Origin of the sequence: Metapseudomonas cellulosilytica, from assembly GCF_049334135.1 — a bacterium.
GTDB lineage: Bacteria > Pseudomonadota > Gammaproteobacteria > Pseudomonadales > Pseudomonadaceae > Metapseudomonas.
The window spans coordinates 40,911-66,752 of record NZ_JBHZGN010000015.1 but is presented as its reverse complement, the minus strand read 5'-3'; the positions used below and the strand labels follow the sequence as shown (position 1 = coordinate 66,752).

The window sequence follows — 25,842 nt, the reverse complement described above, 5'->3', positions numbered from 1 at the left end:
ATTCGCCCTCGCCGATCGCCAATACCCCCACGGCGACGGCCGATTCGGCCTATACCTACAAAACGGCCAAAACCCGCCATTTCACATCCAACAATAAGAATGGGTCCATACATGAATCCGACCCTCACGCACACGCCGCTGCGCCTGGCGACCTGCCTCGCCCTGGCCCTCAGCGCCTCCGCCCACGCCACCGAGAACGGCGTGGACAACATCGCGCCGGGAACCGATGGCTTCTTCACCCTACCCCTGGACGTGAACAACCTGCCGGACCACCTGTTCGCCTTCGTCATCTACTACAACCATTACAAGGCCAGAAAGCTGAACATCAGCTCCCAGGGAGGCGAGGTGCCCGGCGCCGAGATCACCTCGGACTCGATCACCGCGCGCCTGGACTACGTGAGCCCGCTGCGGGTCTTCGGCGGGCGGCTGGGGGGCTACGTCGCCATACCCTACGTACGTCAGCGAGTCTCCGCCTTCGGCCTGAACGACGAGCGGAAAAGCGTCGGTGACACCACCCTGGCCCCGATCATCCTCTGGGACATGGGCAAGAACCTCACTCTGGGCGCCGCGCTGGAAATCACCATTCCCACCGGCCATTACGACTCCGACCGGCTGGCCAACACCAGCACCAACTTCTACACCTACAAGCCGCTGTTTTCCTTCACCTGGCTACCCACGGAACGCACCGAGCTGTCGCTGAAGGCTACCTACAGCTTCAACGAGGAAAACCACGACACCGACTATCGCTCCGGGCAGATCTTCCATTTCGACTATTCGGCCAGCTATGGGGTGACCGACCACCTGCGCCTGGGCCTGAATGGCTACTACCTGAAGCAGACCACCGACGACAAACAGCATGGAGGGACCGTGCAGTTCCTCGGCGAGGATGTGGACGACGGCGTGCGCGGCCAGGTCTTCGCCGTCGGCCCGGCACTGCACTACACCTTCCTCGAGTACTGCAGCGCCGAGATCCGCTGGGCCAAGGAGTTCGACGTGGAGAACCGCCCGGAGGGCGACATGCTGTGGGCCAAGCTCAGCATTCCATTCGAGCTCTGACCTTCCGCCGAACTGCAGCAGTACCGACGCGCTCTGAGGCGGCAGCAGGAAAACCTGGTCGTCCACGACCAGGCAGACAGATTGGATGAGGGAGAGGGTGCGCAGCTTCGAGTGGATCGTCCCGGTGGACTGAAGCTAGCGGACCCCACCCAGGAGCTTGGCGAGGCGCGCGCGGTCCGCCGCGTAGCTGGCCTTGGCGACCTCGCGGTCCTTCTCGTAACGGGCGATGTCCTGGTCCAGGCGCTTCTGCTGGTCGCGCAGATTGTCGATCTGCGCCACCAGATGGGCCGGGACTTCGCGTCCGGCCCGCTCGCTTTCCGCCGCCTGGCTCTGCAGGCTGACCTGCTGGGCGCGCAGCGACTGCTGATTACCGCGGGTGACGCCGATCAGGCCGTCCAGCTCGTTCAACTTGCGCTCCAGGGCCCGGTCGACGTCCTCGACGCTGGTGTAGAGCCGCAGCAACTGGGCATCGGAGCTGGCGCGGGCCTTCTCATCCAGCTGGCGCTGCATCTCCTCGCGGCTCGGCGCCGGCGGGACTACGCGAATCACCCGGCCCTGCTCGTTGAGCACCTCGTAGCCCTTGCCGATGTATTCCGGCGGCACGCCCTGGCGATCCAGTACCGTCACGCCCTTGTCGTCGACGTAGCGATACAGCTCCAGCGCGCCGGCCAGGGACGGCAGCAGCAGGAACAGCGACAGGCTGTAGCGCAGTGCGGGCGACTTCAGCATGAGGACTCCCGACCCCGAAGATCAGATACCGAAATTGGCGCGATAGGCTTCCACGGCCGGCAGGTGCTGCTTCAGCTCGGCGTCGCCAGCCAGGTACTCCAGCACCTGCTCCAGCGACACGATGCTGACCACCGGCATGCCGAAGTCACGCTCCACTTCCTGTATAGCCGAAAGCTCGCCCTGGCCACGCTCCTGGCGGTTCAGGGCGATCAGCACGCCCGCCGCCTGGGCGTCCTGCGCCTGGATGATCTGCATCACTTCGCGGATCGCGGTGCCCGCGGTGATCACGTCGTCGATGATCAGCACGCGGCCGGCCAGCGGTGCACCGACCAGGGTGCCGCCTTCGCCATGGTCCTTGGCTTCCTTGCGGTTGAAGCACCAGGGGATGTCGATCCCATGATGCTCGGCCAGCGCCACGGCAGTGGCGGCGGCCAGCGGGATGCCCTTGTAGGCCGGGCCGAACAGCACATCGAAAGGAATGCCGCTATCGACCACGGCAGCCGCATAGAATCGGCCGAGCTGGGCCAGCGCCAGGCCGCTGTTGAACAGGCCGGCATTGAAGAAATAGGGGCTGGTACGCCCGGACTTGAGAGTGAACTCACCAAAGCGCAGGACTCCGCGCTCGATGGCAAAGCGAATGAAATCGCGTTGATACGCCTGCATGAAAAGCCTCGGACGGCACGGATTTAGCTAAAAAGAAAGAGCTCGGGTATCATACACGCACGTGTTTTTGGGGGCCATTTATGCGGATCATCAGTGTGAACGTGAATGGTATTCAAGCGGCAGCCGAGCGGGGTCTCCTCAGCTGGCTGCAGGCTCAGAATGCCGACGTGATCTGCCTGCAAGACACACGTGCCTCCGCCTTCGACCTGGACGACCCTGCCTTCCAACTGGATGGTTATTTCCTCTACGCCGGCGATGCCGAAGTGCCCTCCCAGGGTGGAGTGGCGCTCTATTCGCGGTTACAACCCAAGGCGGTGATCTGGGGACTCGGCTTCGAGTCCTGCGATCGGTACGGACGTTACCTGCAGGCAGATTTCGACAAAGTGAGCATCGCCACCCTGCTGCTGCCTTCCGGGCAGGGCGGGGACGAGAACCTGAACCACAAGTTCAAGTTCATGGACGACCTCACCCATTATCTGAACAAGCAGCGTCGCAAGCGCCGCGAGTACATCTACTGCGGCTCGCTCTACGTCGCCCACCAGAAGCTGGACGTGAAGAACTGGCGCGACTGCCAGCAGATCCCCGGCTTCCTGGCGCCCGAGCGCGCCTGGATGGACGAGGTGTTCGGCAACATGGGCTATGTGGATGCCCTGCGCGAAGTCAGCCGCGAAGGCGACCAGTACAGCTGGTGGCCGGATAGCGAGCAGGCCGAGATGCTCAACCTCGGCTGGCGCTTCGACTATCAGGTGCTCACGCCCGGCCTGCGCCGCTTCGTGCGTAGCGCCAAGCTGCCGCGCCAGCCGCGCTTCTCCCAGCATGCGCCGCTGATCGTCGACTACGACTGGCTGCTGAGCGTGTGAGGGGGGGGCAGCTGCAAGCTGCAAGCTGCAAGCTGCAAGCTGCAAGCTGCAAGCTGCAAGCTGCAAGCTGCAAGCTGCAAGCTGCAAGCTGCAAGCATAATCAGGATGGAAGCCTGGCTTGGCACAGGCCAAGCTTTTCTTGCAGCTTGAGGCTTGTAACTTGTGGCTGCTCTTACTTCACCAGCCGCCAGCAGAAGGGATAGCGGTAGGCCTGGCCTTCGTTGGCCTTGATCCCGGCGATGATGGTCAGCACCAGCGCACCGATGCTCACCAGGCCGAGCAGCGGGAAACCGATCACCACCAGCATCAGCAGGAAGCACAGCACCACGGCCAGGGCCACTGTGATCTGGAAGTTCAGCGCTTCCTTGCCCTGGGCGTCGACGAAGGGGTCCATGTCCTTCTTGATCTGCCAGACGATCAGCGGCCCCAGCAGATTGCCGAAGGGAAACACCAGGCCGAGGAAGGCGGAAAAATGGCAGAACATCGCCCATTGCCGCACTTCCCGGTTCGGCTCCTGATAATGAGTGGGTTCGTCCATTGCCACCTCCTCGCCTGGATGGTCGGATCAGTCGGCCAGGGCGGCCCGCTGCAACTCGAACAGCTCGTTCAGACCCTTGCGCGCCAGGGCGAGCATGGCGGTCAGCTCTTCCGGCTGGAAGGGCGCGCCTTCGGCGGTGCCCTGGACTTCGATGAAGCCGCCGGCGTCGGTCATGACCACGTTGAGGTCGGTCTCGGCGGCGGCGTCTTCCAGGTAATCCAGGTCCAGCACCGGCTCGCCGTGGTAGATACCCACGGAAACCGCGGCCACCATCTGCTTCAGCGGCTCACCCTTCAGGGCGCCGCGCTTCTTCAGCACCTTCAGCGCATCCACCAGGGCCACCATTGCGCCGGTGATGGAGGCGGTGCGGGTGCCGCCGTCGGCCTGGATCACGTCGCAGTCCAGGTAGATGGTGTTCTCGCCCAGCTTGGTCATATCCAGCGCGGCGCGCAGGGAGCGGCCGATCAGGCGCTGGATCTCCAGGGTGCGGCCACCCTGCTTGCCACGGCTGGCCTCACGCTGGTTACGCTCGCCGGTGGCGCGCGGCAGCATGCCGTATTCGGCGGTCAGCCAACCCTGGCCCTGGCCCTTGAGGAAGCGCGGCACGCCGGATTCGACGCTGGCCGTGCAGATCACCTTGGTATCCCCGAACTCCACCAGCACCGAACCCTCGGCGTGCTTGGTGTAGTTGCGGGTGATGCGGATCGGGCGCAGCTGATCGGCCGCGCGGCCACTTGGACGTTTCATCGGGGCTTACCTGTTCGGGAGAAATCTGCCCGCCATTATAGAGGCCCGCGGGCAACGGGGACATCGCCGCGTTGGGAGGCGCACGCCGCCTGGGCTACAATCCCCTCCTTTGATCGTCGAAACCGAGAGGACACCCCATGGTGCACAGCATGACCGCCTTCGCCCGTGTCGAACGGGCCGGCCCCCACGGCACCCTGAGCTGGGAACTGCGCTCGGTCAACCATCGCTATCTCGAACCCCATCTGCGCCTGCCGGACGCTTTCCGCGACCTCGAAGGCCCGGTGCGCGACGCCCTGCGCCAGGGCCTGTCGCGCGGGAAGGTGGAATGCACCCTGCGCCTGGCCGAGGAGACCGTCGGCAAGCCGCTGCAAGTGGACCGCGAACGCGCCAGCCAGCTGATCCAGGCCGCCGAGAGCGTCGCCGCACTGATCCAGCAGCCGGCTCCGCTCAATCCCCTGGAGGTCCTCGCCTGGCCGGGCGTACTGGTGGCCGATGCCGCCGATCCACAAGCGCTCAATGCCGCGGCCCTGGCGGCCTTCGCCCAGGCCCTGGACGAACTGAAGAACGGCCGCGCCCGTGAAGGCGCCGAACTGGCCCGCCTGCTGAACGACCGCCTGGACGCCATGCAGGACGAAGTCGTCGCCCTGCGCGCCCTGGTCCCACAGATGCTCGCCGCCCAGCGGCAGAAGATCCTCGACCGCTTCAGCGAGCTGAAAGCCGAACTGGACCCGCAGCGCCTGGAACAGGAAATGGTGTTGCTGGCGCAGAAAAGCGACGTCGCCGAGGAACTGGACCGCCTCGGCACCCACATCGGCGAAGTCCGTCGCGTGCTCAAGGCCGGAGGTGCCGCCGGCCGCCGCCTGGACTTCCTGATGCAGGAACTCAACCGCGAAGCCAACACTCTAGGTTCCAAGGCCTTCGACCCGCGCAGCACCCAGGCCGCGGTCAACCTCAAGGTGTTGATCGAGCAGATGCGCGAACAAGTCCAGAACATCGAGTAAGAGACTGCCCCATGACCGCCACCCCCGGCACCCTGTACATCGTTTCCGCGCCCTCCGGCGCCGGCAAGACCAGCCTGGTCAAGGCGCTGATCGACGCCGAGCCGAACATCCGCGTCTCCGTTTCCCACACCACCCGCGGCATGCGCCCGGGCGAGGTGGATGGCGTCAACTACAACTTCGTGACCCGCGAGCAGTTCGTGCAGATGCTCGAGCACGGCGACTTTCTCGAGCACGCCGAAGTCTTCGGCAACCTCTACGGCACCTCCCAGCGCTGGGTGCAGCAGACCCTGGCCGAGGGCCATGACCTGATCCTCGAGATCGACTGGCAGGGCGCCCAGCAGGTCCGCCACCTGATGCCCCAGGCCAAGTCGATCTTCATCCTGCCGCCGAGCCAGGAGGCCCTGCGCCAGCGCCTCAACAACCGCGGCCAGGACAGCGAAGAGATCATCGAGCGCCGCATGCGTGAAGCGGTCAGCGAGATGAGCCACTACGTCGAGTACGACTACCTGGTGATCAACGACGACTTCGCCACCGCCCTGGAGGACCTCAAGGCGATCTTCCGCGCCAACCAGCTGCGCCACAGCCCGCAACAGGTCCGCCACGGCGCCCTGCTGGCTCGCCTGCTGGACTGACCGGCAACGCGTCTATCGCCACGATAACTGGCTTCCCGGCCCGTCATGGCCCAGACTCCAACCGAGAAGCGCCGAAAATCGGCGCTTCCCTAATTGCTGGCGATTTTTTAGACTATTCAGTCCGCTCGCCCATCCGGGCTTAGTATCAGCCATTCATTTCGTGCTACGAGGAACACCATGGCCCGCGTTACTGTTGAAGATTGCCTGGAGAACGTCGACAACCGCTTCGAGTTGGTCATGCTCGCCACCAAGCGTTCCCGTCAGCTGGCCACCGGCGGCAAAGAGCCGAAGGTAGCCTGGGAAAATGACAAGCCGACCGTAGTCGCCCTGCGCGAAATCGCTGCCGGCCTGGTCGACTATGAAGTCGTCGCCCAGGAAGACATCGTTGAAGAAGAGCCGCTGTTCGCCGCATTCGAGGACGAGGCCAACGAGGCCCTCTGAATCCATGCCTGGTCGACGTCGCACGGCACAGGGTCATGAAGGTCGGCAAGGAGTGAAACCTTGCCGAGCATAGACGTCCTTGCCGAACGACTTTCGACCTACCTCGGCGCCGACCAGGTCAACCTGGTCCGCCGAGCCTACTTCTATGCCGAGCAGGCTCATGATGGCCAGCGCCGCCGCAGCGGCGAAGCCTACGTCACCCATCCGCTCGCCGTAGCCAGCATCCTCGCCGACATGCACATGGACCATCAGAGCCTGATGGCCGCGATGCTGCATGACGTGATCGAGGACACCGGCATCGCCAAGGAAGCCCTCAGCGGGCAGTTCGGCGAAACCGTCGCCGAACTGGTGGACGGGGTCAGCAAGCTGACCCAGATGAACTTCGAGTCCAAGGCCGAGGCCCAGGCCGAGAACTTCCAGAAGATGGCCATGGCCATGGCCCGCGACATCCGCGTGATCCTGGTCAAGCTGGCCGACCGCCTGCACAACATGCGCACGCTGGAAGTGCTGTCCGGCGAAAAACGCCGGCGCATCGCCAAGGAAACCCTGGAAATCTACGCCCCCATCGCCAACCGGCTGGGCATGCACAGCATGCGCGTGGAATTCGAGGACCTCGGCTTCAAGGCCATGCACCCGATGCGCTCCGAGCGTATCCGCGCCGCCGTCAGACGCGCCCGCGGCAACCGCAAGGAAATCGTCAACAAGATCGAGGAGTCGCTGACCAACTGCCTGCGCCGCGAAGGCATGGAAGGCGAGGTCATCGGCCGCGAGAAGCACCTCTACAGCATCTACAAGAAGATGCGCGGCAAGCGCCGGGCGTTCAACGAGATCATGGACGTCTACGCCTTCCGCATCATCGTCGACAAGGTCGACACCTGCTACCGCGTGCTGGGTGCGGTGCACAACCTGTACAAGCCGCTGCCGGGCCGCTTCAAGGACTACATCGCGATTCCCAAGGCCAACGGCTACCAGTCGCTGCACACCACACTGTTCGGCATGCACGGCGTGCCCATCGAGATCCAGATCCGCACCCGCGAGATGGAAGAGATGGCCAACAACGGCATTGCCGCCCACTGGCTGTACAAGTCCTCCGAGGACGACCAGCCCAAGGGCACCCACGCCCGCGCCCGCCAGTGGGTCAAGGGCATCCTGGAGTTGCAGCAACGCGCCGGCAACTCCCTGGAATTCATCGAGAGCGTGAAGATCGACCTCTTCCCCGATGAGGTCTACGTGTTCACGCCCAAGGGCCGCATCATGGAGCTGCCGAAGGGCTCCACCGCGGTCGACTTCGCCTATGCGGTGCACACCGACGTCGGCAACAGCTGCATCGCCTGCCGCATCAACCGCCGCCTGGCGCCGCTGTCCGAACCGCTGCAGAGCGGCGAGACGGTGGAGATCGTCACCGCGCCGGGCGCCAGGCCGAACCCTGCCTGGCTCAACTTCGTGGTTACCGGCAAGGCCCGTACCCATATCCGCCACGCCCTCAAGCAGCAACGCCGCTCCGAGTCCATCAGCCTGGGCGAACGCCTGCTGAACAAGGCCCTGGCCGGCTTCGAGAGCCACCTGGACAAGATCAGCCCCGAGCGCATCCAGGCCGTCCTCGGCGAATACCGCCTGGACGTCATCGAAGACCTGCTGGAAGATGTCGGCCTCGGCAACCGCATGGCCTACGTGGTCGCCCGTCGCCTGCTGGCCAGCGACGGCGAACAGCTGCCGAACCCCGAGGGCCCGCTGGCCATCCGCGGTACCGAGGGCCTGGTGCTCAGCTACGCCAAGTGCTGCACGCCGATTCCGGGCGACCCCATCGTCGGCCACCTTTCCGCAGGCAAGGGCATGGTGGTGCACCTGGAAAACTGCAAGAACATCAGCGAAATCCGGCACAACCCGGAAAAATGCATCCAGCTGTCGTGGGCCAAGGACGTCGCCGGCGAATTCAACGTCGAGCTGCGCGTCGAGCTGGAACACCAGCGCGGCCTGATCGCCCTGCTGGCCAGCAGCGTCAACGCCGCCGACGGCAATATCGAGAAGATCAGCATGGACGAACGCGATGGCCGCATCAGCGTGGTCCAGCTGGTGGTCAGCGTGCATGACCGCGTGCACCTGGCCCGCGTGATCAAGAAGCTGCGGGCGCTCAAGGGGGTGATTCGCATCACCCGCGTGCGTGCGTAGCTGCAAGCTGCAAGCTGCAAGCTGCAAGCTGCAAGCTGCAAGCTGCAAGCTGCAAGCTGCAAGCGTAGTCAGGATGGGCCCATGCCTTGCACGAGCCAATCTTTTTCCTGCAGCCTGTGGCTGCAGCCGCTTTTACTTTCAGCTTGAGGCTTGAAGCTTGAAGCTGCCCTTTCCCAAGGAGTTTCCATGAGCAAGACCGTCATCAGCAGCGACAAGGCCCCCGCCGCCATCGGCACTTACTCCCAGGCCATCAAGGCCGGCAACACCGTCTATCTGTCCGGCCAGATCCCCCTGGACCCCAAGACCATGGAACTGGTGGAAGGCTTCGAAGCCCAGACCGTCCAGGTGTTCGAGAACCTGAAAGCCGTGGCCGAGGCCGCCGGCGGTTCCTTCAAGGACATCGTCAAGCTGAACATCTTCCTCACCGACCTGTCCCACTTCGCCAAGGTCAACGAGGTCATGGGCCGCTACTTCCAGCAGCCCTACCCGGCCCGTGCCGCCATCGGCGTCGCCGCCCTGCCGCGTGGCTCCCAGGTGGAAATGGACGCCATCCTGGTCCTCGAATAAGAACCTGTTCACGATCTTGCGAGCTAGAGCCATGCAAGGCAAAAGCAGGCGAGGAAGCGGAGTTTACGAGCTGTAAATGAGCATTCCGAGCCTGCTTTTAACGCAGCAGGGCCGACGCGCAGCTGATCGTGAATAGGTTCTAAGCCACTCCCGCCACGGGCCACCCAGGCTCGTGGCGTCTCGTCTCGTTCCGGAAGGAATCCGTCATGCGTCACACCCTCCCCCTGCTGCTTTGCGCGGGCATTCTCGGCGGCTGCTCCAGCACGCCCTCCGATCCCAGCGGCATCTGGATCAACCAGGCGGCCATCAACGCCGCGGCCCAGGAAGGCAAACTGCGCGAAGCCCTGCTCGCCTACGGCCCGAACCTGGAATGGCAGATCGACCAGAAGACCGGCGAGGCCCACTACAGCAACGGCTTCGAGCTGGGCGAAGGACGCCTGGCGGCTCAGGAGGACGGCAACTGGCGGGTGGATTTCTACGGTGACTACCACGAGGTGCTGGAAGTGGACGGCGACGAGCTGATCCAGCAGGCCAGCGAAAACCTCCCCGAACAACGCTTCGTCCATCCGGAGGGAGCTCCGGCCGAGGGCGCCCCAGCGGGCAGCGCCTTCGAGCATGCACTGTATTCCGCCTACCTCGGCGGCACCTGGAAGATCGTCGAGGGTCGCGGCGAAGGCGGCGAGGTCAGGTTCAACCCCGACGGCAGCCTGGAAGGCCTGCCGGGCGCTGACCGCTACGCGCTGTGCCTGGCCGGCGACTGCGCGGCCATGAGCGGCGAAAACGACAGCATCTGGCTGCAGCAGGGCAACCAGGGGGCTCCCTGGATCTTCGTCCACGACGGCGACGAACTGGAAATCCTCGAAGCCCGCAACCGCGCGCAGAGCGACGAGATGCCTGAATACTCCCCCGGCAAGCGCGCCTGGCTGCTGGAACGCGATTGACCAACACCCGGCATCAACGCCCCGTAGGGTGGGCTCCAGCCCACGCGGGGCTCCTGTGGTGGACTGAAGCGGAACACCGCCCGGCCCACCCTACGAGCCGACCAACACCCCCGCTGCCAGCCAGGCGCCTAGCGCCAGCAGCAGCCCACCGCACACCCGGTCCAGCCCCCTGACCCGCATTTGCAGCCAGCCGCGCCAGCGCGGGTGGGCCAGCAGCCGCACCAGGGCCATGTCCCAGACCAGCACCACCAACGTCATCCAGCCCATGCTGAAGGCCAGCCCCCAGCCTGGCATGGCCGCATTGCGCAGCACTCCAAACAGACCGGCGTAGAAGATCGGCAACTTGGGATTCAGGCTGCTGGCCAGCAGCCCCCCTACAAAGCCCCGTCGCCAGGAACCACGCCCCACCGCCTCGACCTCGGGTAGCTCCAGCTCGCGACGAGCCAGCAAGGCACGGGCGCCGATCCAGACGAAGTAAGCGCCACCGGCCAGTTGCAGCAGGCGCCAACCCAGACCGCCCGAAGCCGGCAGCAAGCTGAGCGCCAGCAATACCAACAGCATGCTGAGCAGATTGGCCAGGGCGATACCGGCGGCGCAGCCATCGGCATGGCGCCGGCCCTTCAGCAGACCGGCGCGCAGCAGCAGGAAGAAATCCGGCCCCGGCGACAGCAGGGCGGCAAAGTGGGTGCTGGCGACCAGCAGGAACAGCGCAAGCATGACATCTAGCCTCCGGGAAACACGGCGGCCAGTGTCGAAGTCCGGCACTCTGGCGGTCTTGGAGAAAACTCAGAGTCTGATCTCAATCTCGCGAGCTAGAGCCATGCAAGGCAAAAGCAGGCGAGGAAGCGGAGTTTACGAGCTGTAAATGAGCATTCCGAGCCTGCTTTTAACGCAGCAGGGCCGACGCGCAGCAGATTGTGAATAGACTCTCAGGCGCACGCGGCGCGGCGGAATTGCCCCGGCGTCACGCCGGTGAAGCGCTTGAAGGTGCCGGAGAAATGCGCCTGGTCGTAGAAACCGAGGGATAGCGCCACCTCCAGCGGCGGCTGGTCGCCCAGCAGCAGGCGCTTGGCCTCGCGCACCCGGCGTTGCAGCAGGTAGGTGTGTGGCGGCACGCCGTAGGCGCGGCGGAAGGCGTCGATCAGGTGGCGGGGATGGCGCTGCACCAAGCCTGCCAGATGCTCCAGGCTGACCGCCTCGGCATAGCGGGCCTCCAGGTAGTCGCGCAGGAAGGCCGTCACCCCGCCGTCCCGCGCGGCAGGCGCCGCCGCACGCAGGCCGCCGTGGCGGATGAACACCAGTTCCAGCACGTCCAGCAGCTCGCTTTCCAGCGCCAGCGCATCGCCTCGTTCAAACTCGGCAGCGAGCCGCGCAAGGCCAGCTGCCACCTGGCCGTCATCGGCCGGGTTCAGTTCGCGGAATCCGCTGGGCAGGCGCTTGCGCCCGAGCAGCGCCGGCAGGCGCGACTCCTCGATATAGAGCATGCGATAGACCAGCCGCTCGGACTCGGCATGGCCGGTATGCGGCTCCTCCGGATTCATCAGCGACAGGGTACCGGCCGGCAGGGCATGGCGCGCGCCCCGGCACTGATAACCGCCAACTCCCTGGAGGATGGCGCCGACGGCGAAGGCATCGTGGCTGTGGCGACCGAAAGGCTGCCCGGAGAAATCCGCATGGAACAATTCCACCCCCGGCAACCAGGGGCGCGCCAGCATGCGGTTGGCATCCACCCTCAGGGCTCGCCCAGGATGGCTGCATAGCCTTCGCGGAAGCTGGGGTAGCGCGGCGCCCAGCCCAGGGCACGGGCGCGGGCGTTGCTGCAGCGCTTGCTGCCGGAGCGGCGCACAGTGGACTCTTCCGCCCAGCCGGTCACTTCCATCCGCTCGCGCAGCCAGCCCACCACCTCGTGCAGCGGCGCCGGTGCATCGTCGACGCCGATATAGCAGTCCTCCAGCGCCACGCCCTGCGCATCGGCCTTGAGCAGGTGGGCCAAGAGCCCGGCGCAGTCATCGACATGGATGCGGTTGGCGTAGAGCGGCGGCTCGCTGACCACCCGGTAGCCCATGCGCACCTGTTTCAGCAGCCATTCGCGGCCCGGACCATAGATGCCGGTCAGGCGCACACGGGTGGCCGGAATGCCGCTGCCCAGGGCCAGGCGCTCAGCCTCCAGCATCACCTGGCCGGAAAAGCTCTCGGCCTCGGCGGGCGAGCGCTCGTCGATCCACTCGCCATCGCGCTGGCTATAGACACCGCTGCTGGAGACGAAAAACAGCCGCCGCGGCTTCTGCCCATGCTGTGCCAGCCAGTCGAGTACATGGCGCAGTCCGTCGACGTACGCGGCACGGTAACCGGCTTCGTCATGCTGGCCAGCCGCCGCGGAGTACACCAGGTAGTCCAGCGGGCCCGTGGGCCAGGCCGGCGGGACGGCGGCCTGCGACAGATCGCCGGCGACCGGCAGGACGCCGGTGGGCAAGGCCGCGACATGGCGCCGCATTCCATGTACGGACCAGCCGGCCTGCAGCATCAGGCTGGCCAGGCGGCCGCCGACATCGCCACATCCGGCGATCAGGAGGGAAGCAGACATCTCGGGAGCTCCAGCGGAAAACGACAGGATAGGGCAAGGGGCAAAAGGGACCAAATATCGAGGTGCCCGTTATCGGATGACAATGCACGAGCAACAGTGTCACTTTTACAAACAAGAATTAATTGCAATAATGCTCATCCTTCGGTCCAGGCCGACGCTCCGGCGCCGATGGACGAAACCGCTTCCTTTCCTTCAGGTCCGGCCAGCATGAATCCTAACGCCCGCAACGCCCAGCCCAACATCGCATCCCGCCCGCCACGCCTGCTGGCAGCCCTGCTGATCAGCCTGATGCTGGCGCCTAGCGCGTCCTTCGCCGAAGAGCCGGCTGCCCAGGCTGCTCCGGCCGCCGCCACCCAGGCCGCCACTCCGGCCCAGGCAGGCAACAATGCCATCGCGCCGGCTGCCGCCGACGGCACTGCCGCACCAGCCGCCCAGGACCCGAACGCCCTGCCCACCGACCCGCTGGCCGCCGAGCAGGAAGGCGAGCAGATGCTGGCCCACGACCTGTCGCCCTGGGGCATGTACCAGAACGCCGACATCGTGGTGAAGGCCGTGATGATCGGCCTGGCCCTGGCCTCAGTCCTGACCTGGACCGTGTGGATCGCCAAGGGCTTCGAGCTGCTGGGTGCCAAGCGCCGCCTGCGCCGCGAGCTGGCGACCCTCAAGGGCTCGCGCAGCCTGAACGAGGCCGGTGACAAGGTGAACAACGTGGCCTGCGTCTCCCGCCTGCTGGTGCAGGACGCCCAGGAAGAGCTGAAGCTCTCCACCAATCTCCGCGAGAAGGAAGGCATCAAGGAGCGCGTCAGCTTCCGCCTCGAGCGCCTGGTGGCCGCCAGCGGCCGGCAGATGAGCCAGGGCACCGGCGTACTCGCCACCATCGGTTCCACCGCGCCCTTCGTCGGTCTGTTCGGCACCGTCTGGGGCATCATGAACAGCTTCATCGGCATCGCCAAATCCCAGACCACCAACCTCGCCGTGGTCGCCCCCGGCATCGCCGAGGCCCTGCTGGCAACCGCCCTGGGCCTGGTCGCGGCGATCCCGGCTGTGGTCATCTACAACGTCTTCGCCCGCTCCATCGCCGGCTACAAGGCCCAGGTGGCCGACGCGTCGGCTCAGGTCCTGCTGCTGGTCAGCCGCGACCTCGACCATCACACGGCCGACCGTGGCCAGTCTCCGCAAATGGCGAAAGTGGGCTGAGCCATGGGAATCCATCTGAACGAAGGTGGCGACGATCTCCAGGAAACCCACGAGATCAACGTCACTCCCTTCATCGACGTGATGCTGGTGCTGCTGATCATCTTCATGGTCGCGGCGCCCCTGGCCACGGTCGACATCAAGGTCGACCTGCCCGCTTCCACCGCCAAGCCCGCACCCAGGCCGGACAAGCCGATCTACCTGAGCATCAAGGAAGACAAGAGCCTGTACCTGGACAACGACCAGGTCACCGAGGAGCAACTGGGCGGCGTGCTGGACAAGCTGACCAACGCCGACAAGGAAAAGACCATCTTCGTCCGTGGCGACAAGGTGGTGGAGTACGGCCGCCTGATGGAAGTCATGGACGCCCTGCGCGCTGCCGGCTACCTGAAGATCGGCCTGGTCGGACTCGAGACGGTCGGCGCCAAATGAGCCAAGGCAAACGCAAGCTGTCGCAATGGGGCGTCAGCCTGGTCGTGGTGCTCGGCCTGCACGTCGGCCTCGGCCTCTGGGCGCTCTACTGGCGCCCCCACGCCGAGCCGATCGAGCTGCCGCCCGCGGCCATGCTGGTGGAGCTGGAGCCGCTGCCGGCCCCGGCGCCCAAGCCGGCGCCGCCGCCCCCGCCACAGGTCGAGCCCGAACCCGAGCCGCTGCCCAAGCTGGTGGAAGCCCCCAAGCCGAAGATCGCCATCGCACCCAAGCCGAAACCCAAACCCCAGCCGCCCAAGCCCAAGCCGCCCGAGCCGAAGCCTGAAAAGCCGCGGGAAACCGAAAGCGTGAAGGAAAGCGTCGCCGCGCCGACCGCCGCACCGAGCGATGCCAAGTCCGCCGCCCAGCAGCAGGCCACCTCCAGCGCGCCCTCGGACGCCAAGCCGACCTGGCAGAGCAAGCTGCTCGCCCACCTCGCGCGCTACAAGCGCTACCCGGAAGACGCCCGCCGGCGCGGCTTCGAAGGGGTCAACCGCTTGCGCTTCGTGGTCGATGGCGAAGGCAAGGTGATCTCCTACTCGCTGGTGGGCAAATCCGGCAGCGCCTCGCTGGATCGCGCCACCCTGGAGATGATCCGCCGCGCCCAGCCGCTGCCGCCGCCCCCGCCGGAGCTGCTGAACAACGGCTCCCTGGAAGTGGTCGCGCCCTTCGTCTACTCGCTGGACCGCCGCTGATCCCCAAGCGCCTGCGCCGCCCCGGCGCAGGCGCTTGGTTCCATTGACTGCAGCCGCTATGCTTGCCGGACCTCAATGGAAAATTGCTATGACCCTCACCGAACTGCGCTACATCGTCACCCTCGCCCAGGAACAGCATTTCGGCCGTGCCGCCGAGCGCTGCCACGTGAGCCAGCCGACCCTGTCGGTCGGGGTGAAGAAACTGGAGGACGAGCTCGGCGTGCTCATCTTCGAGCGCAGCAAGAGCGCGGTCCGCCTGACCCCGGTCGGCGAAGGCATAGTCACCCAGGCGCAAAAGGTGTTGGAACAGGCCCAGGGCATCCGCGAGATGGCCCAGGCAGGCAAGAACCAGCTGGCCGCGCCGCTCAAGGTGGGTGCCATCTACACCGTGGGGCCCTACCTCTTCCCGCACCTGATCCCCCAGCTGCACCGGGTCGCCCCGCAGATGCCGCTGTACATCGAAGAGAACTTCACCCACGTCCTGCGCGACAAATTGCGCACCGGCGAACTCGACGCGATCATCATCGCGCTGCCCTTCGCCGAAGCCGACGTGCTGACCAAGCCGCTCTATGACGAGCCCTTCTACGTGCTGCTGCCCACCGACCACCCGTGGACCGAGCGCGAGACCATCGACAGCGAGATGCTCAACGACAAGAGCCTGCTGCTGCTGGGCGAAGGCCACTGCTTCCGCGACCAGGTCCTGGAAGCCTGCCCCAGCCTGCGCAAGGGCGGCGAAGACAGCGCCAAGCACACCACGGTGGAGTCCAGCTCCCTGGAAACCATCCGCCACATGGTCGCCTCCGGCCTCGGCGTGTCGATCCTGCCCTTCTCCGCGGTGGACAGCCACCATTACGCCCCCGGGGTGATCGAGATCCGCCCGCTGACGCCCCCCGTGCCGTATCGCACCGTGGCCATCGCCTGGCGTGCCAGCTTCCCGCGTCCTCGCGCCATCGAAGTGCTGGCGGATTCCATCCGCCTCTGCTCGGTGGCCCACCCGCAAACCCAGGGCGAACCGCAGCCGGCATGACCGAGCTGGCGCAAGTCCCGGTCACCGCGCTCAAGGGCGTGGGCGCCGCCCTGGCGGAGAAGCTCGCCAAGGTCGGCCTGGAGAACCTCCAGGACATCCTCTTCCACCTGCCCACCCGCTACCAGGACCGCACCCGCATCACCCCGATCGGCGAACTGCGCCCCGGTGGAGACGCGGTGGTGGAAGGCCTGGTCGCCGGCGCCGATGTGGTCATGGGCCGCCGCCGCAGCCTGCTGGTGCGCCTGCAGGATGGCACCGGCACCCTCAGCCTGCGCTTCTTCCACTTCAGCCAGGCGCAGAAGGACGGCCTCAAGCGCGGTAGCCAGCTGCGCTGCTATGGCGAAGTCCGCCCCGGCGCCACGGGGCTCGAGATCTACCACCCGGAATACCGCTCCCTCAGTGGCGACGAGCCACCACCCGTTGAGCAGACCCTGACGCCCATCTACCCGACCACCGAAGGCCTCACCCAGCAGCGCCTGCGCAGTCTCAGCCAGCTCGCCCTGGCGCGCCTCGGCCCTCACAGCCTGCCGGACTGGCTACCGAAGGAGCTGGCCCGCGACTACCACCTGGGCTCCCTCGACGAAGCCATCCGCTACCTGCACCGGCCCCCGCCGGACGCCGACCTGGAAGAGCTCGCCGAAGGCCAGCACTGGGCACAGCAACGCCTGGCCTTCGAGGAACTGCTGACCCACCAGCTGTCGCTGCAACGCGTGCGCGAGCAGGTGCGCGCCCAGCAGGCGCCGCAACTGCCGCCGGCGAGCAAGCTGCCGAAGCAGTACCTCGCCAACCTCGGTTTCAAGCCCACCGGCGCCCAGCAGCGGGTCGGCGCCGAGATCGCCTACGACCTGGCCCAGCAGGAACCCATGCTGCGCCTGGTGCAGGGCGATGTCGGCGCCGGCAAGACAGTGGTCGCCGCCCTCGCCGCGCTCCAGGCCCTGGAGGCCGGCTATCAGGTGGCGCTGATGGCGCCCACGGAAATCCTCGCCGAGCAGCACTACCTCAACTTCAGCAAGTGGCTGCAACCGCTGGGCATCGAGGTTGCCTGGCTCGCCGGCAAGCTCAAGGGCAAGGCCCGCGCCGCCGCCCTGGAGCAGATCGCAGGCGGCGTGCCCATGGTGGTCGGCACCCATGCGCTGTTCCAGGACGAGGTGCGCTTCAAGCGCCTCGCCCTGGTGATCATCGACGAGCAGCACCGCTTCGGCGTCCAGCAGCGCCTGGCCCTGCGCCAGAAGGGTGTGGACGGCCGGCTCTGCCCGCACCAGCTGATCATGACCGCCACGCCGATCCCTCGGACGCTCGCCATGAGCGCCTACGCCGACCTGGACACTTCCATTCTCGACGAGCTGCCCCCCGGCCGGACCCCGGTGAACACCGTGCTGGTGGCCGACAGCCGCCGCATCGAAGTGATAGAGCGGGTCCGCGCCGCCTGCCACGAGGGCCGCCAGGCCTACTGGGTGTGCACGCTGATCGAGGAATCCGAGGAGCTGACCTGCCAGGCGGCGGAAACCACCTTCGAGGAGCTCTGCTCGGCCCTCGGCGAATTGCGCGTGGGCCTGATCCACGGGCGTATGAAGCCCGCCGAGAAAGCCGCGGTCATGGCGGAGTTCAAGGCAGGCGCCTTGCAATTGCTGGTCGCCACCACCGTGATCGAAGTCGGCGTGGACGTGCCCAATGCCAGCCTGATGATCATCGAGAATCCCGAACGCCTGGGCCTGGCCCAATTGCACCAGCTACGCGGCCGCGTCGGCCGGGGCAGCGCCGCCAGCCACTGCGTGCTGCTCTACCACGCCCCGCTGTCGCAACTCGGCCGCGAGCGCCTGGCCATCATGCGCGAAACCTGCGACGGCTTCGTCATCGCCGAGAAGGACCTGGAATTGCGCGGCCCCGGCGAAATGCTCGGCACCCGACAGACCGGCCTGCTGCAGTTCAAGGTGGCCGACCTGATGCGCGACGCGGACCTGCTGCCTGCCGTCCGTGATGCCGCCCAGGCCCTGCTGGCCCATTGGCCGCAGCACGTCAGCCCGCTGCTGGAGCGCTGGTTGCGCCACGGCCAGCAGTACGGCCAAGTGTGATGGGATTCACGCTCAACCGTCGCCTCGTGGTAAACCCCTTCGACCTGCTCGTTATACTCCGGGCAGAAAAACTCCAAGCTGGAAGCTGCCATGACCGATGTCGCCCTCGCCCCGGATTCCTCGCCACAACCGCCTGAAGTGATAGTGCAGCTGCTCGAGAAGCTCGGGCTGGCGTTCCAGGTCTGTCTGGAGCATCCAGGCCTGCCGGCCGCACAGCGGGTCCAGGCTGTGCTGCTGGAGGACGCGGTCGGCGCCCTGCTGGTGCTTTACCCGCGCAGCCAGTTGCTGGGCCTGAACCGCCTCGCCGAACTCACCGGCCGCAAACTGGTGGCGGTCAAGCCGGAACGCCTGGAACGCATGCTCGGCAAGCACGCACTGGGCGCCCTGCCCGGCCTGCCGCCGCTGACCAGCTCGCCCTGCCTGTACGACGAACGCTTGCTGCAGGAGCCGCACCTGCTGGTGGAATCCGGCCAGCCCGGCGTGCTGCTGGAACTGGCCAGCGAGGACTACCGCGGCCTGCTGGGCAAGGCCAGCGCCGCACGCTTCGGCGAGCCGCTGTCGACCATCCGCCCCAACCTCGATCGCCCGGCCGACGACCGCGCCGAAATCACCCAGGCCGTCCAGGCCTTCACCGCGCGGCGCATCCAGCAGCGCCTGGAAGAGACCATCGAGATCCCGCCGCTGGCCGAGTCGGCGCAGAAGATCATCAAGCTGCGGGTCGACCCCAACGCCACGGTGGAAGACATCACCGGGGTGGTGGAAACCGACCCCGCCCTGGCCGCCCAGGTGGTGAGCTGGGCCGCCTCGCCCTACTACGCCGCGCCCGGCAAGATCCGCTCGGTGGAAGACGCCATCGTCCGCGTCCTGGGCTTCGACCTGGTGATCAACCTCGCCCTCGGCCTTGCCCTGGGCAAGTCCCTGAGCCTGCCCAAGGACCAGCCACAGCAGGCCACGCCCTACTGGCAGCAGGCGATCTACACCGCCGCCGTGATCGAGGGCCTGACCCGCGCCATGCCGCGCGCCCAGCGCCCCGAGACCGGCCTGACCTACCTCGCCGGCCTGCTGCACAACTTCGGCTACCTGGTGCTGGCCCATGTCTTCCCGCCGCATTTCTCGCTGATCTGCCGGCACCTGGAGGTCAACCCGCACCTGTCCCACAGCTACATCGAGCAACACCTGCTGGGCATCACCCGCGAGCAGATCGGCAGCTGGCTGATGCGTTTCTGGGACATGCCGGAAGAGCTCTACACCGCCCTGCGCTTCCAGCACGACCCCGACTACCAGGGCGACAACGCCGCCTACCCCAATCTGGTGTGCCTGGCGGTAAGCCTGCTGCGCAACCGCGGCATCGGCTCCGGCCCGGAAGTGGCGATTCCAGATGACCTCTTCGAGGCCCTTGGCCTGGCCCGCGAGAAGGCGGAAGACGCGGTGAACAAGGTGCTGCAGGCCGAAGCGGCGCTGCGCGAGCTGGCCTTGCAGTTCAACGCGCTGCACTGATCGACAGGCATGAAAAAGGGGCGCCAAGGCGCCCCTTTTCATTGGATCTGTAGGGTGGATGACGCTTCTCCATCCACCAACGGCGCGATGCCGGGCCTCGAATGGTGGACCGGTAAAGCGTGGTCCACCCTACGGCTGAAACCACCTCCGGTGGAGCGTTCATTCGCGATTGAAATCGCTCGCGTCCCTCAGGCCGCCTTCTTCTCGGTGGCCTTCTTCTTCGGCACCAGGTGCTTGGTCAGGCCCTGGAACCAGATCACCAGCGCCGGATTGCCCTGGATCTGGATGTCCTTGTTCTGGATGCCCTGCATGAAGGCCAGCTGCTTGTTCTTCGCGCTCATGGTGGCGAAGCCGTAGGCGCCATCCTTGAAGCCGATGGCGAAGGCCGGCGCACTGGCCGCGCCACGTTTGCTGACCACGCGCTGGTCCCTGACGATGAAGTGACGGGCGATCTTGCCGTCCAGGGTGTGCAACTGAAACACCAGGTCCTTGCCCGCCAGTTGCTTCTGGAACTCGGCGTTGTCACGGCTGGCCTTGGCCATCAGGCGACCCAGCATCCAGAGAAGAAAGCGGAATTTCATGCGCGCACGGCCTCGAAGGTGAGAGAAAGCGGCGCATTGTAGCGGTTTGCCGGCCGGACTACAGCCAGCCAAAAGTGGGGACGGCGATAGGCAGGGTGTACTGCCCGGAACCTCCCCGGTTCCGGGCAGAAGAAGCTCAGTTCACGGCTTCTTTCAGAGATTTGCCCGGTTTGAAGGCAACGGTGTTGCTGGCCTTGATCTTTACCGGCTGGCCCGTCTGCGGGTTCTTCCCGGTACGGGCACCACGATGACGTTGCAGGAAGGTGCCGAAGCCCACCAGGGTCACGCTGTCCTTGCGGTTCAGCGCATTGGTGATTTCTTCGAGCACCGCATTGAGTACGCGATTGGCCTGATCCTTGGTGAGATCGGCTTTCTCGGCGATGGCGGCGGCGAGTTCCGGTTTACGCATAGATGCCTCTTTGACGGTTTGTTGTTTTTGTGTCCGTGCTGTTCTTCCAGAACAGCGCCCAAGGCGCCGCAACGGCTCTGCGCTGCGGCAGACCAGAGGGAGGATGGCACGCCGATTGGCACTACGCCAGCGTCGTCGGAAGTATTTCCGAAGGAACCGAAGGATTAATCCGACAGAAGGGCCGGCATTTACGCCAGAAGTGGCGGCAGTTCACGGTTCAGCGCCAGCTTCTCCTGCACCGCAGCCCCCGTCAGGGCATAGCCGAGCAGGCGGCCGGCGGCGTCGCGGCACAGCACCTTGATGTCACTGCCGGAACCTTCCACCGTCCAGTTGCCGTCCAGGCCCCGCGGCGGTGGCGACACCACCAGCGGGCAGACCGGGGTTTTCACGGTCACCGGCATGGCGCCATAGGCCACCGGGGTGGGATTACCCGCCAGGGTCTGCGCCAGGGCACGGGCGCAGGCCATCAGCGGCATCACGTAGAGCAGGTTGAGGCCATCCACCTCGGCGCAGTCGCCCACGGCGTAGATGTTGGCGTGGGACGTGCGCAGCTGGCGGTCCACCGCCACACCGCGATTCACCGTCAGGCCCGCGGCCGTGGCCAGTTCGGTACGCGGACGCAGGCCCACGGCGGATACCACCAGATCGCAATGGATGCGCGTGCCATCGGAGAGCTGCGCTTCCAGGCCGTCTTCGCCACGGTCCAGGCGCACCAGCACCGGGCCCAGGTGGAAGCGCGCCCCCAGGCTTTCCAGGCCGGCCTGCACGGCGGCCGCGGCAGCCGGATGCAGCAGCCCTGGCATGACTTGCTCGCAGGGCGCCACCAGCGCGACTTCCAGGCCACCCAGGCTGAGGTCGTTGGCGAATTCGCAGCCAATCAGGCCGGCACCGAGGATCAGTACGCGACGCTTGCCGGCGGCGGCACTGCGAAAGCGCGCGTAGTCCTCCAGGTCGTTGATCGGGAAGATCGCCTCCTGGGCGTCGCCGTCCACCGGTACGCGGATGGTATCGGCGCCCCAGGCCAGCACCAGGTCGCGATAGGACACGGCTTCCTCGCCTATCCACAGGCGCTTGTGCCCCGGGTCGATGCCGGTGATGCGGGTGTGGGTGCGGATTTCCGCCTTGAGCTGCTCGGCCATGGCGCCGGCTTCGGCCATGGCCAGGCCGTCGGCGTCCTTGTTCTTGCCGAAACCGGTGGACAGCATGGGCTTGGAGTAGGAGCGGCCATCGTCGGCGCTGATCAGCAGCAGCGGGGTTTCACTGTCCAGCTTGCGAAACTCCTTGGCCAGGTTGTAACCGGCCAGGCCGGTGCCGACTATCACCACGGGTGCACTCATTGCTCACTCCTGCTCGGGAAACGACGCGACGGCCCATGGGCCGTCGCTTGAATGGGGTTGGATGGCGGATGGATCAGGCGATCTCGATCATCTCGAAATCGATCTTGCCGACCCCGCAGTCGGGACATACCCAATCCGGCGGGATGTCTTCCCAACGCGTGCCGGGCGCAATGCCCTCCTCGGGCAGCCCTTGGGCCTCGTCGTAGATAAAACCGCAGACAATGCATTGCCACTTGCGCATGACCACCTCCGCCAGAGCGGAAATCCGTATTGAACCTACTCCAATCGACCGACGGCCGCCAAGGGCCTCCGGCCCCGTCCAGACAGAGGATAGGCTCTTATTTCGGGCACAAATAAGCCGGCCCCAGGCCGGCTTATTCAGTGCGGGGATCAGTTGATCTCGATCATCTCGAAATCCAGCTTGCCCACGCCGCAGTCGGGGCAGAGCCAGTCTTGCGGGACATCTTCCCAGCGTGTGCCGGCGGCGATGCCCTCGTCCGGCCAACCCTGGGACTCGTCATAGACCAGGCCACACACCACGCATTGCCACTTCTTCATCACTCAACTCTCCACGATCTGGCGTTCTCGAACCGACGCCTCTTGTGGACGTTCCGGTTACTTCAGGGACGTTTGTACTGGTTTATCCCGCCAAGGGGCAAGAGGCAGCCGACCGGCACCGACCGTGCTAATCTGCGCCGTCTCCCACCGCCCAAGCCCCGCCCGTGCCCCACGCTGCCCTTGCCCATCCGCCCCGCTGGCTGACCGCCGCCCAGCTTCATCCCGCTCCTGCCGCCGGCGTCCGCGACTGGCTGTTCGACCAGGGCTCCCTGACCCGCCGGCTCACCGCCCTTTCGGACAACGCCTTTAGCGTCACCCCGCTGGAGGAAGGCTGGCAGACGCTGCGCGCTGACGAGTGCAGCGCCCTCGGCATGCCCGCCGGCAGCCAGGGCTGGGTGCGCGAAGTCTATCTGCGCGGCCACGGCGAGATCTGGGTATTCGCCCGCAGCGTGGCCGCACGTGCAGCCCTGGAAGGCTCGGGGCTGGATCTGCACCAGCTCGGCAGCCGCTCACTCGGCGAGCTGCTGTTCAGCGATCGCGCCTTCGACCGCGGCGCCATCGAAGCCACTCGCTATCCCGCGCCCCTGCTGCCGGCAGCGGTGCGCGAGGAACGCCTCTGGGGCCGCCGTTCCTGTTTCTCCCGGGGGGAACTGGGCGTGCTGGTGGCGGAGATCTTCCTGCCCGCGCTGTGGCGCGAGGCCGGCGTCGAGGCCGTATAATCCGCGCTCCCAAGGAGAGCTGCCGATGTACCTCACGCTGCTGCAATCGCTGAATCGCCTGCATCCCCGCGCCATGGACTTCATCCAATTGACCCGGCTGGACAAGCCCATCGGCATCTACCTGCTGCTCTGGCCCACGCTCTGGGCCCTGTGGATCGCCGGAGAAGGCAGCCCCAGCCTGGCCAACCTGGTGATCTTCATCCTCGGCGTGAACCTGATGCGCGCCGCCGGTTGCGTGATCAATGACTACGCCGACCGCAACGTCGACGGCCACGTCAGCCGCACCCGCGCCCGGCCCCTGGCCAGCGGCCGGATCACGCCGCGCGAGGCGCTGGTATTCTTCGCCGTGCTGGTGGCCATCAGCTTCGTCCTGGTGCTGTTCACCAACGCCACGACCATCTGGCTGTCATTCGGCGGCCTGGCGCTGGCCGCCTGCTATCCCTTCATGAAGCGCTACACCTACTACCCGCAAGTGGTACTGGGGGCGGCCTTCTCCTGGGGCATGCCCATGGCCTTCACCGCCGAGACCGGCGAACTGCCGGCGGCGACCTGGCTGCTGTACATCGCCAACCTGCTGTGGACGGTGGCCTACGACACCTACTACGCCATGACCGACCGTGAGGACGACCTGAAGATCGGGGTGAAATCCACTGCCATTCTCTTCGGCGACGCCGACCGCCTGATCATCGCCATCCTCCAGGGCTCGGCGCTGCTCTGCCTGCTGCTGGCGGGCAATCGTTTCGAACTCGGACTGTATTTCCACCTGGGCCTGGTGGTCGCGGCCGCCTGCTTCGCCTGGGAGTACCACAGCACGCGCACGCGCGACCCGCAGGCCTGCTTCAAGGCTTTTCTGCACAACCACTGGGCCGGCCTGGCGATCCTGCTCGGCATCGCCGCCGACTACGCGCTGCGCTGAGCCCGCGCAGCGCGCAGGTTTCGACGCGGCTAGTAGGCTTCCGGCTTGGCTACGTGCCAGACCCCCATCTTGCCATCGCCGGTCACATCACCGGCCTTCTTGTCCATGACGAAGGTGTACAGCGGCTTCTTGTCATAGGCCCACTGCATGGAGCCGTCGTCGCGCTTGACCACACTCCATTCGCCTTCTGCCTTGGCCCCGGCCTCGGCCATCAGCGGCGGCCAGTTCTGCGCGCACTGGCCGTTGCAGGCGGACTTGCCGTCGGCATCCTTGTCGTAGGTGTAGAGCGTCATGCCCTTGGCATCCACCAGCATGCCGTTCTTCTCCATCGCCGGCTCGGCCGCCAGGCCCAGCAGGGGCCAGCTCAGCAAGGCACCGGCAAGCAGCGGAACGAATCGGGGGGAAATTCTTCTCATTTTCTAGCCTCTCCTCGGAATGAACAGCGACAGCCTGGCGGCAGCTGGATCACGGCTTGAGGTCACAGCGGTACAGGACGGAAGGAGCCACGAACGCCCATCGGTGCCGACGGCGCCCTGTGCCAGGCTCCAGGCCGTCCCACATTGGCGGCGGCCTCATTGAGCATAGACGAGGCCAGTCCCTTGGAGTTCCGTGACCGATAGTGCTGAGACGCAGCCCGTGACGAAACCTCTGCAGCCCCAACATCCGCATGTCACATCCCTGCAATAATTCCGTTATCTAATGCGGCGCAATCAGACAAACACGCGACCTTTTTGAGGCTTGAACATGGTTGGCAAGAACATCCTGATAGTCGACGACGAAGCGCCGATCCGCGAGATGATCGCCGTCGCCCTCGAGATGGCCGGCTACGACTGCCTGGAAGCCGAGAACACCCAGCAGGCCCACGCCATCATCGTCGACCGCAAACCCGATCTGATCCTCCTCGACTGGATGCTGCCCGGCACCTCCGGCATCGAACTGGCCCGCCGCCTGAAGCGCGACGACCTGACCAACGACATCCCGATCATCATGCTCACCGCCAAGGGCGAAGAGGACAACAAGATCCAGGGCCTGGAGGTCGGTGCCGACGACTACATCACCAAGCCCTTCTCCCCGCGCGAGCTGGTTGCCCGCCTCAAGGCCGTGCTGCGCCGTGCCGGCCCCAGCGACAGCGAAGCGCCGATCGCCATCGGCGGCCTGCTGCTGGACCCCATCAGCCACCGCGTGACCATCGACGGCAAACCCGCCGAGATGGGCCCCACCGAATATCGCCTGCTGCAGTTCTTCATGACTCACCAGGAGCGTGCCTACACCCGCGGCCAACTGCTGGACCAGGTCTGGGGCGGCAACGTCTACGTCGAGGAGCGCACCGTCGACGTGCACATCCGCCGCCTGCGCAAGGCCCTCGGCGAGGTATACGAAAATCTGGTTCAGACCGTCCGCGGCACCGGCTATCGTTTCTCCACCAAAAGCTGAACCGGGC

At 65.9% G+C, this 25,842-nt stretch carries 30 protein-coding genes; 17 read left to right on the top strand and 13 right to left on the bottom strand.

Translation table 11 applies throughout. The annotated features are described in order from the left end of the window. Nucleotides 1–111 precede the first annotated feature (111 nt). On the top strand, nucleotides 112–1,056 hold the full coding sequence (locus tag ACFW0H_RS19125) for a SphA family protein (RefSeq protein ID WP_422915443.1): 945 nt from the start codon (nucleotides 112–114) through the stop codon (nucleotides 1,054–1,056). Nucleotides 1,057–1,191: 135 nt separating this feature from the next. On the opposite strand, the gene ACFW0H_RS19120 is transcribed toward ACFW0H_RS19125, so the two are convergent. Together ACFW0H_RS19120 and pyrE are read right to left on the bottom strand one after the other, a co-directional pair. Next, on the bottom strand, nucleotides 1,192–1,785 hold the full coding sequence (locus ACFW0H_RS19120; RefSeq protein ID WP_422915442.1) for a DUF4124 domain-containing protein: 594 nt from the start codon (nucleotides 1,783–1,785) through the stop codon (nucleotides 1,192–1,194). Nucleotides 1,786–1,806: 21 nt separating this feature from the next. Then, nucleotides 1,807–2,448 carry an orotate phosphoribosyltransferase gene (gene pyrE / locus ACFW0H_RS19115; RefSeq protein WP_422915441.1) on the bottom strand — a complete coding sequence of 214 codons (642 nt, stop codon included), beginning with the start codon at nucleotides 2,446–2,448 and terminating at the stop codon, nucleotides 1,807–1,809. Nucleotides 2,449–2,528: 80 nt separating this feature from the next. On the opposite strand from pyrE, the gene ACFW0H_RS19110 reads away from it, so the two are divergent. Then, nucleotides 2,529–3,308: an exodeoxyribonuclease III gene (locus ACFW0H_RS19110; protein ID WP_422915440.1), complete on the top strand. Its 780-nt coding sequence runs from the start codon at nucleotides 2,529–2,531 to the stop codon at nucleotides 3,306–3,308. Between the two features lie 172 nt (nucleotides 3,309–3,480). Here ACFW0H_RS19110 and ACFW0H_RS19105 read toward each other — a convergent pair whose 3' ends face one another. Continuing rightward, entirely contained in the window at nucleotides 3,481–3,846 is a 366-nt protein-coding gene (locus ACFW0H_RS19105; RefSeq protein ID WP_422915439.1) for a DUF4870 domain-containing protein, read from the bottom strand. A 27-nt stretch (nucleotides 3,847–3,873) separates the two neighbouring features. Next, nucleotides 3,874–4,593 (bottom strand): ribonuclease PH, encoded by a 720-nt coding sequence (rph, locus tag ACFW0H_RS19100; RefSeq protein WP_422915438.1) that lies wholly within the window; start codon nucleotides 4,591–4,593, stop codon nucleotides 3,874–3,876. Nucleotides 4,594–4,730: 137 nt separating this feature from the next. Here rph and ACFW0H_RS19095 point away from each other — a divergent pair, with 137 nt between their 5' ends. The 6 genes from ACFW0H_RS19095 (at nucleotide 4,731) to ACFW0H_RS19070 (ending at nucleotide 10,344) form a co-directional block, all read left to right on the top strand. Next, nucleotides 4,731–5,594 carry a YicC/YloC family endoribonuclease gene (locus ACFW0H_RS19095; RefSeq protein WP_422915437.1) on the top strand — a complete coding sequence of 288 codons (864 nt, stop codon included), beginning with the start codon at nucleotides 4,731–4,733 and terminating at the stop codon, nucleotides 5,592–5,594. An 11-nt stretch (nucleotides 5,595–5,605) separates the two neighbouring features. Further along, a complete protein-coding gene (gmk, locus tag ACFW0H_RS19090) occupies nucleotides 5,606–6,226 on the top strand; it encodes a guanylate kinase (protein ID WP_422915436.1) in 621 nt (206 codons plus the stop codon). A gap of 177 nt (nucleotides 6,227–6,403) precedes the next feature. Next, nucleotides 6,404–6,667 (top strand): DNA-directed RNA polymerase subunit omega, encoded by a 264-nt coding sequence (gene rpoZ / locus ACFW0H_RS19085; protein ID WP_151138412.1) that lies wholly within the window; start codon nucleotides 6,404–6,406, stop codon nucleotides 6,665–6,667. Between the two features lie 60 nt (nucleotides 6,668–6,727). Then, a complete protein-coding gene (spoT, locus tag ACFW0H_RS19080; RefSeq protein ID WP_422915435.1) occupies nucleotides 6,728–8,836 on the top strand; it encodes a bifunctional GTP diphosphokinase/guanosine-3',5'-bis pyrophosphate 3'-pyrophosphohydrolase in 2,109 nt (702 codons plus the stop codon). Nucleotides 8,837–9,022: 186 nt separating this feature from the next. Then, nucleotides 9,023–9,403, top strand: coding sequence for a RidA family protein (locus tag ACFW0H_RS19075; protein ID WP_280291972.1), 381 nt, complete (start codon nucleotides 9,023–9,025; stop codon nucleotides 9,401–9,403). A 206-nt stretch (nucleotides 9,404–9,609) separates the two neighbouring features. Further along, nucleotides 9,610–10,344 carry a hypothetical protein gene (locus tag ACFW0H_RS19070; protein ID WP_422915434.1) on the top strand — a complete coding sequence of 245 codons (735 nt, stop codon included), beginning with the start codon at nucleotides 9,610–9,612 and terminating at the stop codon, nucleotides 10,342–10,344. Between the two features lie 90 nt (nucleotides 10,345–10,434). Here the strand turns inward: ACFW0H_RS19070 and ACFW0H_RS19065 are convergent, their stop codons facing one another. From ACFW0H_RS19065 to ACFW0H_RS19055, 3 genes are all read right to left on the bottom strand, one after another. Next, a complete protein-coding gene (locus ACFW0H_RS19065) occupies nucleotides 10,435–11,061 on the bottom strand; it encodes a LysE family translocator (protein ID WP_422915433.1) in 627 nt (208 codons plus the stop codon). 212 nt (nucleotides 11,062–11,273) lie between these two features. Further along, a complete protein-coding gene (locus ACFW0H_RS19060) occupies nucleotides 11,274–12,074 on the bottom strand; it encodes an AraC family transcriptional regulator (RefSeq protein ID WP_459077321.1) in 801 nt (266 codons plus the stop codon). A 2-nt stretch (nucleotides 12,075–12,076) separates the two neighbouring features. Continuing rightward, nucleotides 12,077–12,928 (bottom strand): NAD-dependent epimerase/dehydratase family protein, encoded by an 852-nt coding sequence (locus ACFW0H_RS19055; protein ID WP_422915431.1) that lies wholly within the window; start codon nucleotides 12,926–12,928, stop codon nucleotides 12,077–12,079. Nucleotides 12,929–13,135: 207 nt separating this feature from the next. Between ACFW0H_RS19055 and exbB the strand changes: the two genes are divergently transcribed. The 6 genes from exbB (at nucleotide 13,136) to ACFW0H_RS19025 (ending at nucleotide 19,881) form a co-directional block, all read left to right on the top strand. After that, nucleotides 13,136–14,125 (top strand): tonB-system energizer ExbB, encoded by a 990-nt coding sequence (gene exbB, locus ACFW0H_RS19050; RefSeq protein ID WP_422915430.1) that lies wholly within the window; start codon nucleotides 13,136–13,138, stop codon nucleotides 14,123–14,125. 3 nt (nucleotides 14,126–14,128) lie between these two features. Next, complete coding sequence (exbD, locus tag ACFW0H_RS19045; protein ID WP_422915429.1) at nucleotides 14,129–14,554, top strand: TonB system transport protein ExbD; 426 nt, start codon at nucleotides 14,129–14,131, stop codon at nucleotides 14,552–14,554. Next, a complete protein-coding gene (locus ACFW0H_RS19040; RefSeq protein ID WP_422915428.1) occupies nucleotides 14,551–15,285 on the top strand; it encodes an energy transducer TonB in 735 nt (244 codons plus the stop codon). Before exbD ends, ACFW0H_RS19040 begins: the two co-directional genes overlap by 4 nt. Nucleotides 15,286–15,373: 88 nt before the next feature. Beyond that, on the top strand, nucleotides 15,374–16,312 hold the full coding sequence (locus ACFW0H_RS19035; protein WP_422915427.1) for a hydrogen peroxide-inducible genes activator: 939 nt from the start codon (nucleotides 15,374–15,376) through the stop codon (nucleotides 16,310–16,312). Then, nucleotides 16,309–18,384: an ATP-dependent DNA helicase RecG gene (gene recG, locus ACFW0H_RS19030; RefSeq protein WP_422915426.1), complete on the top strand. Its 2,076-nt coding sequence runs from the start codon at nucleotides 16,309–16,311 to the stop codon at nucleotides 18,382–18,384. The genes ACFW0H_RS19035 and recG overlap by 4 nt, the downstream gene beginning before the upstream one ends. 90 nt (nucleotides 18,385–18,474) lie before the next feature. Further along, a complete protein-coding gene (locus ACFW0H_RS19025) occupies nucleotides 18,475–19,881 on the top strand; it encodes an HDOD domain-containing protein (RefSeq protein ID WP_422915425.1) in 1,407 nt (468 codons plus the stop codon). A gap of 188 nt (nucleotides 19,882–20,069) precedes the next feature. On the opposite strand, the gene ACFW0H_RS19020 is transcribed toward ACFW0H_RS19025, so the two are convergent. From ACFW0H_RS19020 to ACFW0H_RS19000, 5 genes are all read right to left on the bottom strand, one after another. Next, nucleotides 20,070–20,462 carry a helicase gene (locus ACFW0H_RS19020; protein WP_422915424.1) on the bottom strand — a complete coding sequence of 131 codons (393 nt, stop codon included), beginning with the start codon at nucleotides 20,460–20,462 and terminating at the stop codon, nucleotides 20,070–20,072. Between the two features lie 136 nt (nucleotides 20,463–20,598). Further along, nucleotides 20,599–20,871, bottom strand: a complete 273-nt coding sequence (locus ACFW0H_RS19015; RefSeq protein WP_016495401.1) for an HU family DNA-binding protein — start codon at nucleotides 20,869–20,871, stop codon at nucleotides 20,599–20,601. Nucleotides 20,872–21,059: 188 nt separating this feature from the next. After that, nucleotides 21,060–22,208, bottom strand: a complete 1,149-nt coding sequence (locus ACFW0H_RS19010; protein ID WP_422915423.1) for an NAD(P)/FAD-dependent oxidoreductase — start codon at nucleotides 22,206–22,208, stop codon at nucleotides 21,060–21,062. Between the two features lie 73 nt (nucleotides 22,209–22,281). Continuing rightward, nucleotides 22,282–22,449, bottom strand: coding sequence for a rubredoxin (locus tag ACFW0H_RS19005; RefSeq protein ID WP_016495403.1), 168 nt, complete (start codon nucleotides 22,447–22,449; stop codon nucleotides 22,282–22,284). A 149-nt stretch (nucleotides 22,450–22,598) separates the two neighbouring features. Then, nucleotides 22,599–22,766: a rubredoxin gene (locus tag ACFW0H_RS19000; protein ID WP_422915422.1), complete on the bottom strand. Its 168-nt coding sequence runs from the start codon at nucleotides 22,764–22,766 to the stop codon at nucleotides 22,599–22,601. 164 nt (nucleotides 22,767–22,930) lie between these two features. Between ACFW0H_RS19000 and ACFW0H_RS18995 the strand changes: the two genes are divergently transcribed. After that, nucleotides 22,931–23,485 carry a chorismate--pyruvate lyase family protein gene (locus ACFW0H_RS18995; RefSeq protein ID WP_422915421.1) on the top strand — a complete coding sequence of 185 codons (555 nt, stop codon included), beginning with the start codon at nucleotides 22,931–22,933 and terminating at the stop codon, nucleotides 23,483–23,485. Nucleotides 23,486–23,510: 25 nt separating this feature from the next. Then, entirely contained in the window at nucleotides 23,511–24,401 is an 891-nt protein-coding gene (gene ubiA, locus ACFW0H_RS18990; protein WP_422915420.1) for a 4-hydroxybenzoate octaprenyltransferase, read from the top strand. 29 nt (nucleotides 24,402–24,430) lie between these two features. Here the strand turns inward: ubiA and ACFW0H_RS18985 are convergent, their stop codons facing one another. Then, the gene (locus ACFW0H_RS18985) at nucleotides 24,431–24,817 is read right to left on the bottom strand and encodes a COG4315 family predicted lipoprotein (RefSeq protein WP_422915419.1); all 387 of its coding nucleotides are present in this window, start codon (nucleotides 24,815–24,817) and stop codon (nucleotides 24,431–24,433) included. A 328-nt stretch (nucleotides 24,818–25,145) separates the two neighbouring features. Between ACFW0H_RS18985 and phoB the strand changes: the two genes are divergently transcribed. Continuing rightward, entirely contained in the window at nucleotides 25,146–25,835 is a 690-nt protein-coding gene (gene phoB / locus ACFW0H_RS18980; RefSeq protein ID WP_422915418.1) for a phosphate regulon transcriptional regulator PhoB, read from the top strand. Nucleotides 25,836–25,842: the final 7 nt, after the last annotated feature.

Excerpts from the sequence above, each read along its gene's own strand:
- ACFW0H_RS19125 (WP_422915443.1), top strand. The coding sequence starts at position 112 with ATGAATCCGACCCTCACGCACACGCCGCTGCGCCTGGCGACCTGCCTC.
- ACFW0H_RS19120 (WP_422915442.1), bottom strand. The coding sequence starts at position 1,785 with ATGCTGAAGTCGCCCGCACTGCGCTACAGCCTGTCGCTGTTCCTGCTG.
- pyrE (WP_422915441.1), bottom strand. The coding sequence starts at position 2,448 with ATGCAGGCGTATCAACGCGATTTCATTCGCTTTGCCATCGAGCGCGGA.
- ACFW0H_RS19110 (WP_422915440.1), top strand. The coding sequence starts at position 2,529 with ATGCGGATCATCAGTGTGAACGTGAATGGTATTCAAGCGGCAGCCGAG.
- ACFW0H_RS19105 (WP_422915439.1), bottom strand. The coding sequence starts at position 3,846 with ATGGACGAACCCACTCATTATCAGGAGCCGAACCGGGAAGTGCGGCAA.
- rph (WP_422915438.1), bottom strand. The coding sequence starts at position 4,593 with ATGAAACGTCCAAGTGGCCGCGCGGCCGATCAGCTGCGCCCGATCCGC.
- ACFW0H_RS19095 (WP_422915437.1), top strand. The coding sequence starts at position 4,731 with ATGGTGCACAGCATGACCGCCTTCGCCCGTGTCGAACGGGCCGGCCCC.
- gmk (WP_422915436.1), top strand. The coding sequence starts at position 5,606 with ATGACCGCCACCCCCGGCACCCTGTACATCGTTTCCGCGCCCTCCGGC.
- rpoZ (WP_151138412.1), top strand. The coding sequence starts at position 6,404 with ATGGCCCGCGTTACTGTTGAAGATTGCCTGGAGAACGTCGACAACCGC.
- ACFW0H_RS19075 (WP_280291972.1), top strand. The coding sequence starts at position 9,023 with ATGAGCAAGACCGTCATCAGCAGCGACAAGGCCCCCGCCGCCATCGGC.
- ACFW0H_RS19070 (WP_422915434.1), top strand. The coding sequence starts at position 9,610 with ATGCGTCACACCCTCCCCCTGCTGCTTTGCGCGGGCATTCTCGGCGGC.
- ACFW0H_RS19065 (WP_422915433.1), bottom strand. The coding sequence starts at position 11,061 with ATGCTTGCGCTGTTCCTGCTGGTCGCCAGCACCCACTTTGCCGCCCTG.
- ACFW0H_RS19055 (WP_422915431.1), bottom strand. The coding sequence starts at position 12,928 with ATGTCTGCTTCCCTCCTGATCGCCGGATGTGGCGATGTCGGCGGCCGC.
- exbB (WP_422915430.1), top strand. The coding sequence starts at position 13,136 with ATGAATCCTAACGCCCGCAACGCCCAGCCCAACATCGCATCCCGCCCG.
- exbD (WP_422915429.1), top strand. The coding sequence starts at position 14,129 with ATGGGAATCCATCTGAACGAAGGTGGCGACGATCTCCAGGAAACCCAC.
- ACFW0H_RS19040 (WP_422915428.1), top strand. The coding sequence starts at position 14,551 with ATGAGCCAAGGCAAACGCAAGCTGTCGCAATGGGGCGTCAGCCTGGTC.
- ACFW0H_RS19035 (WP_422915427.1), top strand. The coding sequence starts at position 15,374 with ATGACCCTCACCGAACTGCGCTACATCGTCACCCTCGCCCAGGAACAG.
- recG (WP_422915426.1), top strand. The coding sequence starts at position 16,309 with ATGACCGAGCTGGCGCAAGTCCCGGTCACCGCGCTCAAGGGCGTGGGC.
- ACFW0H_RS19025 (WP_422915425.1), top strand. The coding sequence starts at position 18,475 with ATGACCGATGTCGCCCTCGCCCCGGATTCCTCGCCACAACCGCCTGAA.
- ACFW0H_RS19020 (WP_422915424.1), bottom strand. The coding sequence starts at position 20,462 with ATGAAATTCCGCTTTCTTCTCTGGATGCTGGGTCGCCTGATGGCCAAG.
- ACFW0H_RS19015 (WP_016495401.1), bottom strand. The coding sequence starts at position 20,871 with ATGCGTAAACCGGAACTCGCCGCCGCCATCGCCGAGAAAGCCGATCTC.
- ACFW0H_RS19010 (WP_422915423.1), bottom strand. The coding sequence starts at position 22,208 with ATGAGTGCACCCGTGGTGATAGTCGGCACCGGCCTGGCCGGTTACAAC.
- ACFW0H_RS19005 (WP_016495403.1), bottom strand. The coding sequence starts at position 22,449 with ATGCGCAAGTGGCAATGCATTGTCTGCGGTTTTATCTACGACGAGGCC.
- ACFW0H_RS19000 (WP_422915422.1), bottom strand. The coding sequence starts at position 22,766 with ATGAAGAAGTGGCAATGCGTGGTGTGTGGCCTGGTCTATGACGAGTCC.
- ubiA (WP_422915420.1), top strand. The coding sequence starts at position 23,511 with ATGTACCTCACGCTGCTGCAATCGCTGAATCGCCTGCATCCCCGCGCC.
- ACFW0H_RS18985 (WP_422915419.1), bottom strand. The coding sequence starts at position 24,817 with ATGAGAAGAATTTCCCCCCGATTCGTTCCGCTGCTTGCCGGTGCCTTG.
- phoB (WP_422915418.1), top strand. The coding sequence starts at position 25,146 with ATGGTTGGCAAGAACATCCTGATAGTCGACGACGAAGCGCCGATCCGC.